This is a genomic window from Bombilactobacillus sp. ESL1092 (assembly GCF_058107465.1).
Genome location: NZ_CM176594.1, coordinates 555,579 through 574,661 on the forward strand (window position 1 = coordinate 555,579; position 19,083 = coordinate 574,661).

Consider the following 19,083-nt stretch of genomic DNA (forward strand, 5'->3'; position numbering starts at 1 on the left):
ATAGTTAATTAGCATTTTTCATATTTTTTGATAAACTTTTTTTGTTCCGGACGTGCTCAGTTAAATACTAGTTTCAATTAAATTGAACTATGACACTTCTCGCTCACTAAAATTTTTTCAACGAATCAATCCCTTAGCTGATTATCAATATTTTATTTTTTAAACCCCTTTAAAAGCTTGGCGGAACAGCTTAAAATTAATTTTGATAAATTGACACTCTGACTATCATTAATTAAACTGATGATATCAGTATATAGGAGGAATATTTAATGTGCGGCATTATCGCTTTTAGCGACCCGACTGTTGACGACAAAGAAACAACGATCCAGTCCATGATGAAAATGATTGAACACCGTGGTCCTAATATCAAAGGCAGCGGTTTTTATACCAACGACCAAGTAGCCCTTGGCTTTCGCCGACTAAGTATTATTGACCTTCAAGGTGGCAAGCAACCAATCTATAATGAAGACAATTCAATTTTAGTGACATTTAATGGTGAAATTTACAATTATCAAGATTTACGTAGCGAATTACTCAAAGCTGGTCATACTTTTACTACTGAAACAGATACTGAAGTATTGCTACATGGCTATGAAGAATGGGGTATGGCTGGCACGCTAGAACGCGTGCGCGGCATGTTTGCTTATTTGATTTGGGATAATAATAAACAGACTTTATACGGTGCGCGAGATTTCTTCGGTATTAAGCCGCTATATTATTATCAAAATGGTGAAACCTTTATTGTCGGTTCTGAAATTAAATCTTTCTTGAAGCACCCTAATTTTAAGAAGGAATTAAACCAAGAAGCGATCAAACCTTTTTTGATGAATCAATATAATGATTTGAAAGAAACTTTCTTCAAAAATGTTTATCGCTTCCCAGCAGGGCATTGGTTTGAGTTACATGATCAAGACTTGCAAATTCATGAATATTGGGATGCGCAATATCAGATTAACCACCAACGTTCAGATCAAGAAACAGTCGCTGAAATCGACAAAACAATCAAAGATTCTATTAAATTGCACAATATCGCTGATGTGCCCGTGGGGAGCTTCTTATCTGAGGGAGTGGACTCCAGTTATGTCACTTCCGTTTTACATCCACAAGAAGTTTTCAGCGTCAACTTCGATAACGGTCCTTACGATGAAGCTAGTGTTGCTAAGCAATTAGCGGATGAAGAAGGCCTTCACTTTAATCAAGTCACCGTTAATGGTGACGAAGCGTTTAATGACTTTGCCGAAATGCAATACCACTTAGACGAACCAGATAGTAACCCTTCGGTGATTCCCCTTTGGTATTTGTGCCGCTTAGCCCGCAAAAAAGTAACCGTCGCCTTATCAGGTGAAGGGGCTGATGAATTATTTGCTGGCTATGTTAATTACGGAATGCATTCGCATAATATGACTATTAAAGTCTTTGGCAGTGGCTTACACAAATTGCCCAAAGGCATCCGTCAGCACTTGGCTAAGGACATCAAGCATGCGCCTAATTTCCCGGGAAAAGTTCATTTATATTGCCAAAGCGCCCAACCATCAGATTATTACGTTGGTGAATCCTTAATTTTTGATTTACAACAACCGACTATTTTCACCTCACAGCAAGCCAATGCTATTTTACAAAAACCGTATCAAAATGATTTAACAGTTAATGGTATCTATCAAGAAGACTTTGCCAAGGTCCAAGATGCTGAAGAAGTTAAACAAATGCAATATATTGATTTACATCACTTTATGCTCAATGATATTTTGCAAAAAGCCGATAAGATTTCCATGGCTCATTCTTTAGAATTAAGAGTGCCTTTCTTGGATAAAAAAGTAGCCGAATTAGCTAACTCCATTCCTTCGAAAAAATTAATTAATCGGCATGATACTAAATATATTTTCCGTAAGGCTGCCAATCGTCACTTACCAGAAGACTGGGCCAAACGTCCTAAATTAGGCTTCCCTGTTCCGGTTAAAACCTGGCTCCGGGAAGATAAGTACTTTGATAAAGTTCAAGACTTATTTAGCCAAGACTGGGTCAGTGAGTTCTTTGATCAAGACAAAATTTTACAATTATTGCAAGATAATTACGATGAAAAAATTGACGCTCGGCGGCAAATTTGGAACATCTATACTTTCTTAACTTGGTACCAATTGTACTTCATTGACTTTGACGGTACCGTTGAGAAATATGCACACATGCAACCGGATGTGCAAGCCTTTATGGATAACGGAACGCTAGTTTAATTAAGTTGTGACAAGAAACACTGAGAAGTTGAATACTAAAAAAATAAGCAGTTAAGCCAAAAAACGACTTAATTGCTTATTTTTCATTGATTCATCTAAAATAAAGCTTTTAGTAGCAAACTAATAAAAAGCTGAAGAATAGTTTATCCGAACCGCCTTAATTAACGGGCATTCTATATAAAAATTTGAGATTAAATTTTTTATGCTTAATCAAAGCAGAAACAAAATATGCTACAATAGTTAGTGCGATAAGTTTTATGGGCGGTGGCTGTTTGTTCTCAAGGAGGTGCTTGCGTATGAGAATACGGAAGAATCAACAGAAAGGATATCCAGTCTTACTTGAATACCTATCAGGTATTGGTGTTGATGATTGCTTTTGGCACATTAGTTGCCACAATCATGAACAACAAAAAGTAATAAAAAATCGTCCTATCACAACTTTGGCAAGTTATAGGACGATTTAAGTAGTTTTGTAATAAGTCACCGCCTTTAAAGCGGATCGCTGAGGGATTGGCGCTCGAACACCAGTCCCTCTTTCACTACTATCTTAACACATAACTTATTTTTTGAATATGATTTTAAACATCAAGATGATACTATGCCAAGAAAAAACAGTTTCATAACTTTATACATATTTTCCCGTTATAGTGCTCAAAAAATGAATTAACGCTGCTTTTTAGGTAAGAATTTCCACAAAATAACGAAGACTACAATAGCTAAAATTAACAACAAAATAAAGGCATGCTGTGTTCCTTGAATCGTTTTTTGAGTCAAAGATAGATTCTGCTGTAATTGACTCTGAGCCACAATCGCAGCGACTAAAGAAGTGCCCACAGCACCCGCTAATTGCTGCAAAGTATTCAGCCAAGCATTACCATCCGCCTGTTGTTGATTATTTAACTGTTGTAAAGCACTAGTCATAATGTTGCCATAAGCAATGCCAACGCCACCCATATACAGAACATATAAGCAAATTAATAATCCTGAGTTCAGATGAGCGGTTGCTAGAGTAAAGATCAACAAGCTCACAATTGCTAACAAAGCACCACTCAAAATTGGTTTCCGAGCACCAAAGTTATCTAACAATTGGCCGCCAAACGGTGCCAAAATAGCTCCTAAAGCTGCGCCTGGCAAAACTAATAAACCGGCAATCGTGGTACTTTGATGATTCACCAATTGAATATAATTAGGTAATAAAAATGAAGTCCCTAAACTAATAATTTGAAAACAGAAAAAACTAATTAGATGTCCACTAAAACTAGCTTGCTTAAATAAACCTAAGTTTAAGACCGGCTCTTGAGTGTGTTGATAGCTAATAATAAATAAGATGAGGCCAATAATTCCTAATAGCCAAGCACCGCTAACTGACCAGCTCCACAATTTTTTGGTTCCTAAATTACTAAAACCAAAAATTAAGCCCACAAAAAAGATTAGTAAACTAATGATCCCCGACCAATCAAATTTAGTTTTGACCAATTGACTGACTTGCTGGATACAACTTAAACCCAAAATTAAAGAAATTACTAGAATTGGCAGTAACAAAACAAAAATAAAGCGCCAACCCCACAGATTAACGACCACTCCGCCAAAAGTTGGCCCAACGGCTGGTGCTACTGCGGTAATTAAGGAACCAATTCCCATCATAAATCCAATTTTTGCCGGCGGAACTTCTTCTAAAATAATGTTAAACATTAATGGTAAGGCAATCCCTGTTCCTAGTCCTTGAACCATCCGTCCCAAAAGCATCACTGGAAAAATTGGTGCACAGGCATCAATGATTAATCCAACAATAAATAAAAAATTAGCTGTTAAAAAGAGTTTTTTAGTTTTAAAGTTTCGTTTTAACAAAGCCGATAGCGGTACTACGATTGCCACCACTAATAAATAAATCGTCGTCATCCATTGAACAGTAGCTGTGGAAATGTGAAATTCGCGCATCAAAGTGGGAAAAGTAATATTCATGGCCGTTTCCACAACCACCCCACAAAATGACATTAACCCCGCAGCTACAATGGCGCCGATGACTTTCGGCGTAATGGCTTTATCAGTTTTCATTTTTTTTGCGTCCTCCTTGTTGATAATAAGTTAAAATCTCTTCAAATATTTGCACCTGTTGGGTGGAAAAATGTTGTTCTAATTGTGCTTGTTCCTGTTTCATATAACGCTTAATCACTTGCACAATTGCTTGACTATGTTCAGTCAAAAATACTGCCCGTTGGCGCGCATCAACTTGACTAGTTTGGCGCACCACTAATTGCTTTTTTTCCATACGCTGTAAAATTAAAGTCGCCGTAGAACGCCGAATATTGAACTCTTGCTCCAAATCCCGTTGTAAAACCTCAATCTGCGAATGATCACTTAAGTAATCAATAAATGACATCTGCATACTAGTTAAATCATATTTTTTAGCAAATTGGTCAAAATCATTCGTCATTTGCCGCGCAGCTTTTTGTAATAACCGACCAGTGTTGCGCACTAGATTCACCTCACATTTCAAACGTTAGCTAGCTAACCTTTCAAAAAATATATTCTACACTTAACTAAACGATTGTCAAGAATTAAAAAAGTTGGGACAATCAGCTTAATAAAAAGTCCGCAGACCCGTTATTAATACCTGATGATCCCAACTTTACCTACTAAGAGATTAAGCTTTTTTCCTGACTACCTTGCTTTTCATTAAAGCCCAATAAATTATAGCACTCACTAACATGGCAATAAATGTTGCGCCAACACTGTCATTAATGATTGCCCAGCGCCGCAAAACAAAATACAAAATCACTCCTACAATCCAAGTTCCAAAAGCATTGATATTGATACCGTGATAATACCAATAACGACCGTTGGGCTGATCAAAGTCATCAATTTGATATTGTCGGTGATTTAAAATGAAATAATCCACTAAGAAAATTGCAATTTCGGGCCCTAAGAACATGCCCACTCCATCTAAAAAGAGTTCAAAAGTTTCTAAGAAAGTTGTCACATAAGCCGGAATAAATGTTACTACTGTCGCAACTAAGGTCACAATCCACAGTGCAACCTTTAATTTTAATTTTGGGAAAATATTCGTAGCCGCTGAACCAGCGGCCATCAAGTTCACCGCATTCGCCGTCGTACTAGTCAGCATGATCACAATTAAGGCTAATGCACCCAAGCCCAATTTGGTAGCAATCGTACTTGGATCGGAGTTATTGGGATCAAATTTATTCAGACTAATCGCGGTCGCAATGGTCGCAACAATACCCATTAAAGCAAACCAAACTAAACCCAAGTTGGCGCCAATAAATGACCACCAAGTGGCGCCCGATCTTTTCTTGGCAAAGCGACTAAAGTCCGCAGCGGCGGTGACCCAAGCCAAGTTAAAGGCAGCAATCGTATCAATCGCTACACCATTAGCTAAATGTAATTTAACCGGTGGTTGCCAAGATAAAATTTGGCTCAAGGGCACCATTCTTAAAACAATAATTGATTCCCAAAGAACAAAAATGGTGACCAAAATAATGCCAATGCGTTCAATCCATTTAACTGACTTTTCGCCTAACGAAATACTACCTAAATGTAGTAAGGACATAATCAGAATGCCAGCAAATAAGCCCCACCGATTTAACGTTTGATTGTGCGAGGACCAACCAAAAATTTCCCGCAAAATATAACTTACAGACACTGCCGCAATGTAAGTATTAACCGCAGCCCAACCGATAAACTGAACAATATTAATCAATGACGGTAGAATCGACCCCTTAACTCCAAAGGAACCGCGCATTAACGTCATCGTGTTTAAGCGACTTTGATATCCGGCTAATGAAACCAAAGCCAATAACAAATAGGAAATAATCCCCACAATAATGAGTAACGTTGACGAAGTCAAAAAACCACAAGCGGCAATGACCCCGCCTACATACCAAGTACCATTATTGGCGTTTGCCCCAATCCAAGTGGCAAACATATCCCAATTAGACATATTTTGTTCAGAACTGCTGATGACGTTTTGCTGTTTAAATCCCAATTTTAAATTCTCCTTTGTCATTTTAGGTACAAAAAAAGCTCGCAAGTTCAAACCCCCGAGCAGAACTGAAACTGTGCTCCCTTCTTAATCTCACAGGATTAGGTTAAAAGGACTAAACTTATGACCTAGATTACTGATTTAAAATGTAAAAGTCAATGGATTTTTCAAAAAGATTTTAGTTAACTGCTGAAATTTGCTATGATAGTAAGGCTTAGTTTTCAACCTCAATTACAAATCATCTCAAAGTTCAAACGTTCTGGAAAAACTGAAGCTATTGATCAATCAACTTTTCATCATTTGAAATAGTATTAAGGAGAAATTGCTTTCATGGAAAATAAAGCAAAAAAAATTAACGGTTTTACCTTAACAACGCTGGTTGTCACTACTGCGATTGGTTCGGGAATCTTTGCCTTAAGTAGTGATTTAGCCAAAGCGGCCGCCCCCGGTCCAGCATTAATTGCTTGGTTAATCATTAGCGGTGGTATTTTATTATTAGCTATGACTCTCAACGATCTCTTACAAAAGCGGCCCGATTTACAGGGAATCTTTAGTTATGGTCAATCTGGCTTTGGCAATTTTTGGGGGTTTATCAGTGGTTGGGGCTATTGGATGTCCGGTTGGCTTGGTAATGTAGCTTTTTCAACCGTTTTCATGAGTACCCTGGGCTATTTTTTTCCCATTTTTCAAAAAGCCAACGGTTGGCCGGCAATTTTAGTAGCCAGCCTGTGCTCATGGTTACTGACGTTATTAGTGAATCAAGGCGTGGAAAATGCTGCCTTGATTAATTCCTTAATTACCTTGTGTAAGCTCATTCCTATTTTCGCCTTTATTGTGGCATGTTTACTCATCTTTAATACCCATGTCTTTAGTTCTCAGTTTTGGGGTAATCTGCACAACAATTTGGTCTGGAGTAGTGTTGCTCCCCAGGTTAAAAGCTGTTTTATGATTATGATGTGGTTGTTTGTCGGTATTGAAGGCGCGACCGTATTGTCTTCACGCGCTAAGAGTCAAAAAACTGCTGGTAAAGCAACAATTATTGGTGTTAGCTGTTTGTTGCTGATTTATATTCTAGCCTCTATCTTACCTTATGGTTACTTTAGTCGAGCTCAATTAATTCATGCGCAGCAACCGGTGATGGCTTACTTATTTCAAAAAATTGTGGGCCCTTGGGGTGGAACTTTCATTAGTATTGGTCTTTTAATTTCCATTTTTGGCGCCTGGATTTCGTGGACCATGTTGCCGGCTGAAACTCTCAGTACCATGGCACAGCATCATCTCCTGCCCCAAATCTTAGGTAAGAAGAATCGTCATCAAGCGCCGACTTTAGCGTTAATTGTCACCGGCTTAATGGTTCAAATCTTTTTATTAACCCTGCTCTTTACTGACCAAGCTTACGAATTAGCTTATAGTTTAAGTACCGCAGCAGTAATTGTTTGTTACATCATTGTCGCCGCTTTTGAAATTAAGTTTTCATGGCAACAAAAAAATTGGCGGACCTGCTGTTTGGGCTTAGGAACCATCAGTTTTGAAATTATCGGGATTACTTTATCCGGACTACAATATTTACTAGTCTGCACCATTATTTATTTGCCCGGAATTTATTTATACTATCATGTTAACCATCACGAATTAAATACTCCCTTATCTCCGAGCGAACGCGTAGGCACCACCAGTTTAGCTATCATTGGTTTACTGGCATTAGTCTTGGTGAGTTTTCACCGATTAATTTTGTAATTAATTAGACAAAAATAGGCTATGGCATCTGCAGTTAGTTTTAACAAGTAGTTGAACTTTGATTCACTTCTTATTAATCCGACTACACAATGCTTTAGCCTATTTTTCATTAAATTTAATATTGGCGGATCCCTTGTTGATAGACCTGCTTGTCCTTTTGGGCAATAGCTTGAATGTCAGCTAAAGGATTTTGCTTCAAAACGAGAAAGTCCGCATATTTACCAACTTCCAAAGTTCCATACTCTGCGTCAATCTTCAACAATTGGGCCGCGGATTGACCAGCTGCCTGCAATGCTTGAAAATTCGTGGCGCCGACTTGCGTCATTAATTGAAATTCTACTGGGACATCCGTAAAATCATTAAATGGCGTTCCTGAGTCGGTTCCAAAAGAAATCTTCACACCAGCTTTGATAGCTTTACCGATATTAGCAAAATAATCATCTAAAAAAGCACTCGCTTTATCAAGCATATATTGGGGCAACTTGCCCTGACCATAGGTCGGAATCGTATAACCAGCAATTAAGGTTGGCGTTAGGAAAGTTCCCTTTTCTAACATTAACTCAATGTCTTCATCACTCACATAAGAACCGTGTTCCACGGAATCCACTCCCGCAACAATCGCGTTATGGATGCCTTGACGTCCCTCGGCATGGGCTGCGACAGTCATGTGTTTAGAATGAGCTTCTTCAACCGCAGTTTGAATTTCTGCCAAACTCAACTCCGTATCATCAATTTGATCCGTCGGTGACATTACCCCACCGGTCGCCATCACTTTAATATTTTTAGCACCATGTTTAAATGCGGTGCGCACAGCTTTACGCATTTCATCTTGCGAATCAGTTAAATAACCCCAGTTCTTTTCACCATACGTTCCTTCTTGAAAATCTCCGTGACCACCAGTCATCGACATTGGTCGTCCTGACGGGCAAATCTTCGGGCCCTTAATCTGATAGACGCCAGCTTGTGCGATTTTGTTTAATTTAATATCAACATCAAAGACACAACCACAATCACGAATATAAGTGACACCTGTTCTTAACAATGCTTGTAGATTCTGCAAAGCCGCCACAGTTGCATCCGTTTCATTGACGAATGAGATATCGCCGTCATTTGGATCCATCATAATATGGGTATGCACATCAATAATTCCCGGCATTACATATTGACCCGCTAAATCAACCGTTTGTTGAGCTTGAGGTGCCGTACCCGTTCCAGTTTGTGTAATTTTACCTTGGTCATCCACTTCAAACCAGGCATTCGCCAATACTTCATCTTTAGTACCCACAAACAAGTTACAATTTTTATAGACTGTTGTCATTAAAGAACCCTCCCTTTTAATTAAAATACAATTAAATATTTATACATTGTAATTTACCACGTTAATCGCATAAAGTCACGCTTGAATTTTTTATATTGTCGTTTTATGATTAAAAATAAATTAATTAGATTTGCTTTTATTAATTTTAAAACAAAAATACAAGGGGGCTTTATCAATGAATTCTTTAGTTGCTTTAGGCATTGTGATGTTATTTTTACTAGTTGGAGAATGGGTTTCCAAATTTACCAAGTCTTATTTACCATCCGTCTTTATTACCGCCATTTTATTTGTGATTGGCTTTTGGACAATTTTGCCTAAAGATATTGTTGCTAAAGCTTCTTTCAACACTAATTTTGCCAATATCTGCATCTCATTATTACTAGTACATTTAGGAACTTTAATGGATTTAAAAGAACTATTACAACAATGGCGCGCGGTTTGTATTGCTTTATTAGGAACCATCGGTGTTATTGCTTTAACCTTAACTGTCGGCACTGCTATTTTTGATTGGCGCACCGTGGTTGCTGCTATTCCACCGTTAACTGGTGGTTTAGTTGCCGCTTTATTAATGACGAATGGCTTAAAAGCTGCGGGCATTAGTACTTTAGTCACTTTACCAGTAGCCATGTTTGTCTTACATTCAGTTGTGGGCTATCCATTAACTTCTGTCATGCTCAAAAAAGAAGGTCGGCGCGTTTTAAAAGAGTACCGGGCCGGCAATATTGCTGATCCACAGCAAACGCAAAATGCGAATACTTCAGCCACTCAAAAAAATGTGCTCGGCATTCCAAGTGATTATCAAACTTCAGCTTTTATTATTGTACGGGTGCTCATTGTCGCCCTATTAGCCAATGGCTGTAGCATGTTAATTCATAACGCGATTAATGCGAATGTTATTTGCTTAATTTTTGGCGTAATTGCTCATCAATTAGGCTTTTTGGAAGACAATGCTTTAAACAAAGCCGGCGTCTTTCAATGGTTAATGTATGGATTATTAGCTTATATTTTCTCCCAATTAAGTATTACCACACCCAAAATTATCGCTGGCGTTTTAGTACAAATCATTGTGTTAATTGCTTTAGGTCTTTTAGGAATGTTTTTAGCATCTTGGATTTTAGCCAAACCGTTTAAGATGAGTCCTGCGATGGCCTTTGCTTGTTCTCTAACTGCCTTATTCGGTTTTCCCGCTGATTATATTTTAACTACTGAAATTTGTAGTCAATTAGCTACCAATCCTAAGGAAGAAGCAGTTTTAAATGACCAAATGCTTCCCAAAATGTTAGTGGGCGGTTTTGCCACTGTTTCGGTGGCTTCAGTCATTATCGCTTCTGTGTTCTTAAAGATGTTATAACTACAATTCACAATTGAAAAGTTAAAAAATGCTTCATAGCAGTTGATTAAATTTCCAACTAGCTATGAAGCATTTTCAGTTAACCTTTATTAATAATCCTTTTAACTATTCATTCCTTTCATCTTTTCGCTTCTTATTTACTAAACCAAAGAAGCTTAATAATGTTCCTAACAATCCGAATCCCAATAATGATGCGGTGCGGTCTTGTTGTTGATCATCAGACATTTGTGGTAATTTATTTTGAGCAGCAGATTGTGCTTTCTTTAAATTCTGTCCAGTTACTGCATTCGGATCAAATTGTAGATTATGCGCTGCAGATTGGTCGCCAGTTATCGTTCCATTAGGATTAGTTGCCGCAGAATTTGGAGTTTGTCCATTACCATTGGCACCTGTAGTGTTATTACCTGGAGTATTTCCAGTTGAATCATTACCTGAAGCAGTCTTTTGATAGTTAGCAACCACAATCACATCCGGATCGTTAGTATCAGCCACTGCACTGGCAACAACTTGAGTATCTGGAACATAACCTTGCTTACTTAAATCTGGCACTACTTGTGTAGCAAAGTTTTGCGTGCGATTGATTTTGGCAAATGCTGCAGTTAAATCTTGGGTATCAACTTGACCATCACCATCAGTATCGTAACCTAACAATTGACCGGTTGTTTTATTGACCACAGCAGCAATTTGATAAACAACTTGCTGCATCGTTGGTGAGCTCAAAGTATTACCATATTGATCTTGATACTTAATAATTCTCGTAACTGTCTTTTGCAGATCTTCTTGCGCAGTTCCTGTCGGCCAAACAACGCTTGGATTATTGCTGTCAATTGATTGACCTGGTTTAACATTATCACTTGGTTTAACAACAATAATATCATTACCATTGTTGTCAGCATTATTGTCACCTGGCTGGTTATTATTATCAGGTACAGTTGGCGTAGTTCCACCACCATTATTATCAGCTTTATAAGTGACGGTCACGGTTCCGGCTTGCGTGCTTGCTGCTACGGTAGCTTGATCTGGTGTATAACCTGAAACTGTTGGTGAAGTTACTGCAGCAAATGGGTCTTGAGTAATGGCAGCAGCAATCGCAGCTGTCTTATCCTTGGTATCAGCTGTACCATTACCATCAGTATCGTAGCCTAAGAAACTACCATCTGCTTTATTCACAATTGCCGTTAACTGATAAGTCTTATTTTGGGTAATAGGAGTAGCTGCTTGAGTACCGTCATTTTTGACATAATTAATGGTTCTTGTAGTTTCACCCGTTAAATTATTTGCCCAAGCTTCTTGTGGCATCTTCAGTGTAGTGCTATCACCGACTGGTGTTTGTGCATTGGCATTGTCAGCAACCGTTACTGGAATCGTACCAGTTTCTTCGGGTGGAGTAACTGGACCGCCATCGTTAGTGTAAAGAACAATAACATCACTAGGATCACTAGTTGCAGCCACAACTTGTTGATTTGGATTATAACCTGAAACTGGTGTCGACGTTACTGCAGCAAATGGGGTCTTTGCCAAAGCTGTTTTGATTGCCACATTCTTATCAGTGGTATCAGTTGACCCATTACCATCAGTATCATAGCCCTTAATTTGACCCGTTGCTTTATCAACAATTGCCTTTAAACTATAAGCTTGGCTTTCTTGCTTAGCAGCTGGAGCAGTAGTTCCATCACTCATGACATAACTAATAGTCTTTGTTGCAGTACCGTGCATAGTTACAGCAGTAGTTCCTGTTGCTGGGGCGGTGCCCGGCTTTGTATAAACAACAACTATATCATTAGGGTCATTACTTGCGGCAACCGTAGTTTGACTTGGATCATAACCAGAAACACTTGGCGAATCTATCGCATCAAACGGTACCATAAATAAAGCAATTTTGATAGCTTCATCTTTATCAGTCGTATCAGCTGAGCCGTCACCGTTGGTATCATAACCCAACAATTGACCCGCTTTATCAACAATCGCAGTTAAACTATAATCTTTCGTTTGTAATTGTGAATCCGGAGCTAAACTACCATCATTCATGACATAATAAACAGATCTGGTAGCCGTACCGTTAATTTTGACTGAAGTCGTATCCGTTACTGGCGGTGTAGTTCCGCCACCATTATCAGCGGCAGTGTAAGTTACCGTCACTGTTCCGGCTTGTGTGCTTGCGGCTACTGTGGTTTGATCTGGTGTATAACCTGAAACTGTTGGTGAAGTTACCGCAGCAAATGGATCTTGAGTAATGGCAGCAGCAATCGCTGTTGTCTTATCTTTCGTGTCAGCCTTACCATTACCATCAGTATCATAACCTAAGAAACTACCATCTGCTTTATTCACAATTGCTGTTAACTGATAAGTCTTACTTTGAGTAACAGGGGTAGCTGCTTGAGAACCATCACTCTTGACATAATTGATAGTTCTCGTGATTTCACCTGTTAAGTTACTTGCCCAAGCTTCTTGTGGCATCTTCAATGTAGTGCTATCACCGACTGGGGTTTGAGCATTGGCATTATCAGCAGCCGTCACTGGAATCGTATCATTTTCTTCAGGTGGAGTTGTACCATCAGCAGTATAAGTTACCGTCACTGTTCCGGCTTGCGTGCCTGCGGCTACTGTGGTTTGATCTGGTGTATAACCTGAAACTGTTGGTGAAGTTACCGCAGCAAATGGATCTTGAGTAATGGCAGCAGCAATCGCAGCTGTCTTATCCTTGGTATCAGCTGTACCATTACCATCAGTATCATAGCCTAAGAAACTACCATCTGCTTTATTCACAATTGCTGTTAACTGATAAGTCTTACTTTGAACAACTTGGTCAGAAACTACTGTGCCGTCATTTTTGACATAATTAATCGTTCTCGTAGTTTCACCCGTTAAATTACTTGCCCATGCTTCTTGTGGCATTTTCAACGTAGTGCTATCACCGACTGGGGTATTACCATTAGCTTTATCACCAGCAGTTACTGGGATTGTACCAGTTGCCATGTCATCAGGCGTATAAGTGACGGTCACTGTTAAAGTATTCTGATTAGCAGCAGCGTCACCAGCAGCATTTTTATCAGCATTACCATTTAAGACTGGTGCAACATTTTCAATCACTGCTTTATCAGGTTTATAGCCAGTAATAGTTGGCGAAGTTACAGCTGCAAATGTTTGATCACCAAATGATTGCCGAATAGCATCTTGCTGGTTCGTCGTACCAACTTTGCCATCACCAATATCGTAACCAATAAATTTTCCCGTGATAGCATTGACAATCGCCGTCAAATGATAAGGAATTTCTTGCGAATTTTCCGCAGCAACCTCCGTACCATCAGCTTTCACATACTTAATTACTAATTTGGCAGAACCAGTCAAATTTTCCTTCCAAGCAGCCGCTGGTGTTGGTAAATTACTACCGGTTTGCAATGGCGTATTTTTATCATGATTATCGCTATCTTTAATCGTAACAGTTGCTTGCGGTGTATAAGTGACTGTTACGGTTTCAGCATCCAAATTGGCATCTTCTGAAGCAATAACTGTTTGATCAGGTGCATAATTAGCAATTTCTGGCGATTGAGCTTCATAGAAAGTTCGACCATTAATTGCCGCTTTAATAGCCTCGTTTTTAGCATCAGTAGTATTAGCCACAATATCAACGTCACCATCACCGTTGGTATCATAGCCCAAGAAAGCTCCGGTAAAGTCCACAATAGCCGTCAAACTATACGGTACTACTTGCACCACTGGGGTTGGTGCAGGACTGCCATCAGCCATGACATACTTGATCGTCCGTGTCACATTTCCTGTTAAATTATCCTTTGTAGCTTCTATTGGCGTAGTTGCTTTACTACCAGGTTCCACTGGTTGTCCCACGCTATGAGCCGCCCCGCCGGAAATTGGTAGCGTCCGATTCTTAGTGTAAGTGACTGTCTCTTCTTGAGGAACATGAGTTACTGGGCTAGCAGCTACAATTGGTGTATCTGCTGAATAGCCTAATTGTGTTGGTGAGGTTACCGCTGCAAACTCACTCTTGTTTTTTGTTAAATATTCATCAATCGCATAATCTTTATCTTGCGTATCAGCTTGTCCATCACCAGTTGTATCGTAACCCATGAAGGCACCGGTGGAATCCACAACTGCTGTTAAATGATACTCAATAGTCTGAACTTGATCGTTCGCAGCCGTTGAGTCAGGCAAGCTGGAGCCATCTTTGGATTTATAATGAATAGTACGCTTAACAGTTCCATTCAATACTGCTGGCTTAGCTTCATCTGGCAAAGTAATCGTTGTGCCTTCATAATCAATGGTCGTAGCATCATTAGCTAAATCTGCACCCTTAACCGGAATCAAATCATTTGCAGTGTAATAAACTTTAATATCTTTTGTATCACGGCTCGCAGCTACTTCTTTCGTACTTGGAGTATAACCAGTTACGGTCGGGGTTGGTTGGTCATAGAAAGTCCGATCTTTTAACGCAGCCGCAATCGCCGTATCTCTATCCTGAGTATCTGCCACTCCCTTACCTGTGGTATCATAGCCAAGGAATTCACCGGTAGTGGCATCCACAACACCAGTTAATTGATAATTAACTGACTGCGGAACTGTAACTGTAGTCTTGTCACCTGAAACTTGATAAGGAATATGTGTACTACCACCTGCTTCCATCTGCTTATTTAAAGTCGACGTTATTTCATTCAAAGCCTTGTCGCTATCGCTATTCGGGACGACATAAATAATATTCCGAGATACTGTACCATTTAAGTTAGCCCCTGTAGCTTCTTCTGGAACCTTATACTGACTACCAGGTTCAATTAAATCATCAGTAGTTTGATCACCACCAGTAATGGCAATCGTACGATTCTTTGCATATTTGACAGTTACGGTCAAATTATCCATATTTGCGTCAGTAGCAGCGACAGTTGCTTGATCAGGTGTATAACCTGCAACCGTTGGTGTTGGTTGAGCATAAAATGAACGCTGATTTTGATTAATATAGGAAGTGACAGCAGCTTTTTTATCTTTAGTTTCGGCGGTACTACCATCGCCATCGGTATCATAGCCAACAAAAGCACCAGTATTCGCATTTACCACGGCTGTTAAATGATAATCCACCAATTGCGGCACTGAAACGACCGTATTGCCATCATCATCAGTTAATATTAGATATGGCACACCAACACTACCATCAGGCTCTTTTTGCTTGCCCAAAGCTTCCTTGATTTCACTCAAAGCAGCTGGATCATCAGCGGGTAATACATAATTAATTGTCCGTTGTACATTACCAGTTAAGTTAATTTTCCAAGCTTCTTCGGGCATCTTCACCGAACTGTCAGTTTCTACTGGTGTATCACCCTTCGCATTAGCAGAATCCTTCACTGGGATAAAGCGATTTTTCGTATAGTTAACTGTTACAGTTTGATCGCTACTATCATAAGGAATTGCTACAGCTGCTACAGTGCCCACATCGGGAGTTCCATAATCTTGAGCACTTAAGTTCGGCGAAACAACAGCTGCCGCCGTTAATGATTGTGGATAGTTCTGATTGATAGCTGTCTGCTTATCAGTGGTTAAAGAACCATCTGGTAAAACGTAACCATCAAAGTGAATGCCGGTAACTTTACCGTCAGTCTTCTCTTCGGTAAATTGTGCAATCACCTGGTAATCAATAATTTGCGTGACTGGCTTAGAGACTTGAGCTCCTGTATCTTTATCAACATAATTAATCGTGCGCGTAATTTTCTTTCTTAAATTGCTTGCCATGGCTTCTTGTGGCCATTGAGGACTATCAGAGTCATCTTGATCAACAAGATAACCTGGTTGTAAATCCATTGCAGCGTTTGCTTGAATTGTATCTTCACTCAAAACTGGTAATTTAGAATAATAAACTGTCACATCTTTAGTCCCAGGCACAGCCGAACTAGCAGTTACAAATGGCTGATCCGGAGTGGAATAACCTGACACACTAGGAGACTCTTGTTGTTGGAAGTTTTTAGCGACTTTCGTCACCGCCGCGTCTTTCGCGTCAGCAGTAGAAGCAAAATCACTTAACAAGACGTCAGCTTTGCCATCGTTATCGGTATCATAACCTAAGAATTGATCATTATTCCCTTTATCAATGACTCCCGTTAATTGGTAATCAGCCTGTTGGACAACATCCGGACTAATCGGAATCCCCGGTTTAGCTTGATCTTGATAATGAATGGTACGATGAACGGTATCTACTAAATCATCAGCTTTTACTGTATCGGGTAAATCATCGCCGGTCGTCACCATTGCTAAACCAGTATCGGGGAGCTTAGATTGAACATAATAAACATCAACATCATATGGTTCATCTTCTTGACGCGCAATGGCTTGTTCTACCACCGCTTGACTGGGCGCATTGTACCCCTCAACACTCGGTGAAGTTACTGCAGCAAAGCTCTTAGCATTAGGATTCGTTGTCGAGCCTGCTGCCCCAATCGTCTGCAATGCTTGGGTTTTATCTTTCGTATCCGCTTGGCCATCACCATTAGTATCGTAGCCTAAGAAGGTCCCGTCATCACTCACAACTGCTGAGAGATAATAATTAACTGTTTGCGTCACAGTAGGCGCAATTGATTGATTAGTTGCACCATTTAAATAATTAATCGTCCGCGTAATTGGGACAACTAAGTTGGATTTATAAGCTTCTGCGGGGGCCGCAACACTAGTTCCTGGTAAATTACTACCTTCTACTAAATTATCTTGATCAGTAATGACTTGTTGGCCGGATTGTGCTACTGGTTTATAAACATAAGTAACCGTCTTACCACTCGTACTACTGTCTAAAGTTCCGGTTTTTGGCAGTCCCGTGGAATCTACAGCTACGTATTGATAACCCGCAATCTCTGGCGGTTCTTGGGCAGTATAAGTCTTACCATCTGCACTGATCGTAACTGTTTGAGAAACTGTTCCTTTGCCAATAGGATTACCGTTCAGATCAACATAATTCAAATTGACAAATTGGGCAGGTTTGAATTTAAATTGATCAATTTGGAATTCTTGTAAGTTCGTATTCCAACCTGTCGAAGCCGCCATCATTAAGGATACTGAACGATACATATCGGTATCTGGAATGTCTTTCGTCCAAACCATGGTGACACCATTAGTAGTCTTGAACGTAATTTTTAATTCACGAGTGCTAGCGGTATAAGTTACCGTAAAATCATGTAGCGAATTATTTAAATTATTATCGGCCAAACCTTGAACAGACTTTTGGTCAACAGTAGCCCACCAACGTGGATAATCTTTACCATCAGCTCCTTTGACATTTTTAAAAGAAGTCGTGACAAAGGCACCATAAGCGTAATAACCATTTGGCTGATCAGCATCCCAACCAAACTCATTATCAGAATTACTTGGATCGGGGGCTTGATAATCTTCATTTGGATAAGTATCTAGCTTAAAGCCAAAAGCATTTTGTAAACCACCAATCCCGAGGTTACCACCAAAGGCTCCAATATCATCGGTATTACCAGTATGAATGGCAAAGCTGACACCATCAGCACCACCATAATAACTGGGCTTATCGCCCAAACGAACTTTGCCACTTAACGAAAAGTCATTACTTAAATCAATCTTTTTCTTTAAGCTAAAACTGCCGACATGAGAACGATCATCTGGTGTAAAAGTAAACAAACCTGTACTTGGATCGTAGGAACCACTACCACTGTAATCAAAATAATCTAAGAAATTATCTTTGGTAACGGTGGCAATCCCATTCTGGTCAATCCCCGAATCCCGTAAAACATCTTGATAGGAAACTTGTTGGGGTGCTGTTGCAGTAGTGCTACGTAATAAAGAATTAGTGGCGTTCGACTGTACAGCCGTTGAACTTGCTGAAGTAGTAGTTACTGGCTCATGAATAGCAGTTTGATTATTAGTTGTAGAATCAGTAGTTGACTGAACTGTATTATTCGACTGAACTGCTGTTGCTGCCGGAATTTGATTATAATCTTGATTAGTAGTTGTTGTATTCGAATTAACTGTCGCAGCAGATTCAGCAATAGGAGTGGCAGATGCTGGCGTTTGCACCACTGGAGCAGGCTTTTCTTGCTCGGTTGGCACCGATGGTGTAACAGATGAAGTAGAACTATCAGAATTGCTGCTAGCCAATACTTGATCGACGCTTTTGGCATCATCACCACTTACGGTTGCTGCTTGCGTTGTCATATTATTTAAATTAGCGCCAAACAAGAAAATAGTTGACGTCGTAATTGCTGCAAACACCCAGTGCTTCTTAGCTTTGTACATTTTATAATGAACTTTTTGGTCTTGCGTATATTTTGTATATTTCGACATCATCCAGCCTCCATTATGTCTATTGTTCAAAAAATAAGAACATTCTTAATACGCATTCATAATATAGCGTTTCCACCCAAAATAAAATTAAAACGCTTGTGAACAAAAAGCCAACTTGATCTTTTTTTAGACCAAGTTGGCTAATAATATAGTA

At 39.4% G+C, this 19,083-nt stretch carries 9 protein-coding genes; 4 read left to right on the forward strand and 5 right to left on the reverse strand.

Going from position 1 to position 19,083, the window contains the following annotated elements:
* Nucleotides 1-269 precede the first annotated feature (269 nt).
* Both asnB and AC3B6Y_RS02715 read left to right on the forward strand, forming a co-directional pair.
* A complete protein-coding gene (gene asnB, locus AC3B6Y_RS02710; protein ID WP_489775147.1) occupies nt 270-2,228 on the forward strand; it encodes an asparagine synthase (glutamine-hydrolyzing) in 1,959 nt (652 codons plus the stop codon).
* A 296-nt stretch (nt 2,229-2,524) separates the two neighbouring features.
* Nucleotides 2,525-2,692 (forward strand): hypothetical protein, encoded by a 168-nt coding sequence (locus AC3B6Y_RS02715; RefSeq protein WP_489758151.1) that lies wholly within the window; start codon nt 2,525-2,527, stop codon nt 2,690-2,692.
* A 199-nt stretch (nt 2,693-2,891) separates the two neighbouring features.
* Here AC3B6Y_RS02715 and AC3B6Y_RS02720 read toward each other — a convergent pair whose 3' ends face one another.
* From AC3B6Y_RS02720 to AC3B6Y_RS02730, 3 genes are all read right to left on the reverse strand, one after another.
* Entirely contained in the window at nt 2,892-4,283 is a 1,392-nt protein-coding gene (locus AC3B6Y_RS02720) for a DHA2 family efflux MFS transporter permease subunit (protein WP_489791291.1), read from the reverse strand.
* A complete protein-coding gene (locus tag AC3B6Y_RS02725) occupies nt 4,273-4,704 on the reverse strand; it encodes a MarR family winged helix-turn-helix transcriptional regulator (RefSeq protein WP_489769531.1) in 432 nt (143 codons plus the stop codon). Before AC3B6Y_RS02725 ends, AC3B6Y_RS02720 begins: the two co-directional genes overlap by 11 nt.
* Nucleotides 4,705-4,872: 168 nt before the next feature.
* A complete protein-coding gene (locus AC3B6Y_RS02730) occupies nt 4,873-6,252 on the reverse strand; it encodes a cytosine permease (protein ID WP_489791292.1) in 1,380 nt (459 codons plus the stop codon).
* A gap of 306 nt (nt 6,253-6,558) precedes the next feature.
* On the opposite strand from AC3B6Y_RS02730, the gene AC3B6Y_RS02735 reads away from it, so the two are divergent.
* Nucleotides 6,559-7,965 (forward strand): basic amino acid/polyamine antiporter, encoded by a 1,407-nt coding sequence (locus AC3B6Y_RS02735; RefSeq protein WP_489791293.1) that lies wholly within the window; start codon nt 6,559-6,561, stop codon nt 7,963-7,965.
* Between the two features lie 115 nt (nt 7,966-8,080).
* On the opposite strand, the gene AC3B6Y_RS02740 is transcribed toward AC3B6Y_RS02735, so the two are convergent.
* Entirely contained in the window at nt 8,081-9,283 is a 1,203-nt protein-coding gene (locus AC3B6Y_RS02740; RefSeq protein WP_489758146.1) for a metal-dependent hydrolase family protein, read from the reverse strand.
* Between the two features lie 175 nt (nt 9,284-9,458).
* Between AC3B6Y_RS02740 and AC3B6Y_RS02745 the strand changes: the two genes are divergently transcribed.
* Nucleotides 9,459-10,634, forward strand: coding sequence for a hypothetical protein (locus AC3B6Y_RS02745; RefSeq protein WP_489791294.1), 1,176 nt, complete (start codon nt 9,459-9,461; stop codon nt 10,632-10,634).
* Between the two features lie 105 nt (nt 10,635-10,739).
* Here AC3B6Y_RS02745 and AC3B6Y_RS02750 read toward each other — a convergent pair whose 3' ends face one another.
* Nucleotides 10,740-18,929, reverse strand: coding sequence for a mucin-binding protein (locus AC3B6Y_RS02750; protein ID WP_489791295.1), 8,190 nt, complete (start codon nt 18,927-18,929; stop codon nt 10,740-10,742).
* Nucleotides 18,930-19,083 lie beyond the last annotated feature (154 nt).

Bases quoted from the DNA above. Each gene is read 5' to 3' on its own strand.
- asnB (WP_489775147.1), top strand. From the start codon at position 270: ATGTGCGGCATTATCGCTTTTAGCGACCCGACTGTTGACGACAAAGAA.
- AC3B6Y_RS02715 (WP_489758151.1), top strand. From the start codon at position 2,525: ATGAGAATACGGAAGAATCAACAGAAAGGATATCCAGTCTTACTTGAA.
- AC3B6Y_RS02720 (WP_489791291.1), bottom strand. From the start codon at position 4,283: ATGAAAACTGATAAAGCCATTACGCCGAAAGTCATCGGCGCCATTGTA.
- AC3B6Y_RS02730 (WP_489791292.1), bottom strand. From the start codon at position 6,252: ATGACAAAGGAGAATTTAAAATTGGGATTTAAACAGCAAAACGTCATC.
- AC3B6Y_RS02735 (WP_489791293.1), top strand. From the start codon at position 6,559: ATGGAAAATAAAGCAAAAAAAATTAACGGTTTTACCTTAACAACGCTG.
- AC3B6Y_RS02740 (WP_489758146.1), bottom strand. From the start codon at position 9,283: ATGACAACAGTCTATAAAAATTGTAACTTGTTTGTGGGTACTAAAGAT.
- AC3B6Y_RS02745 (WP_489791294.1), top strand. From the start codon at position 9,459: ATGAATTCTTTAGTTGCTTTAGGCATTGTGATGTTATTTTTACTAGTT.
- AC3B6Y_RS02750 (WP_489791295.1), bottom strand. From the start codon at position 18,929: ATGTCGAAATATACAAAATATACGCAAGACCAAAAAGTTCATTATAAA.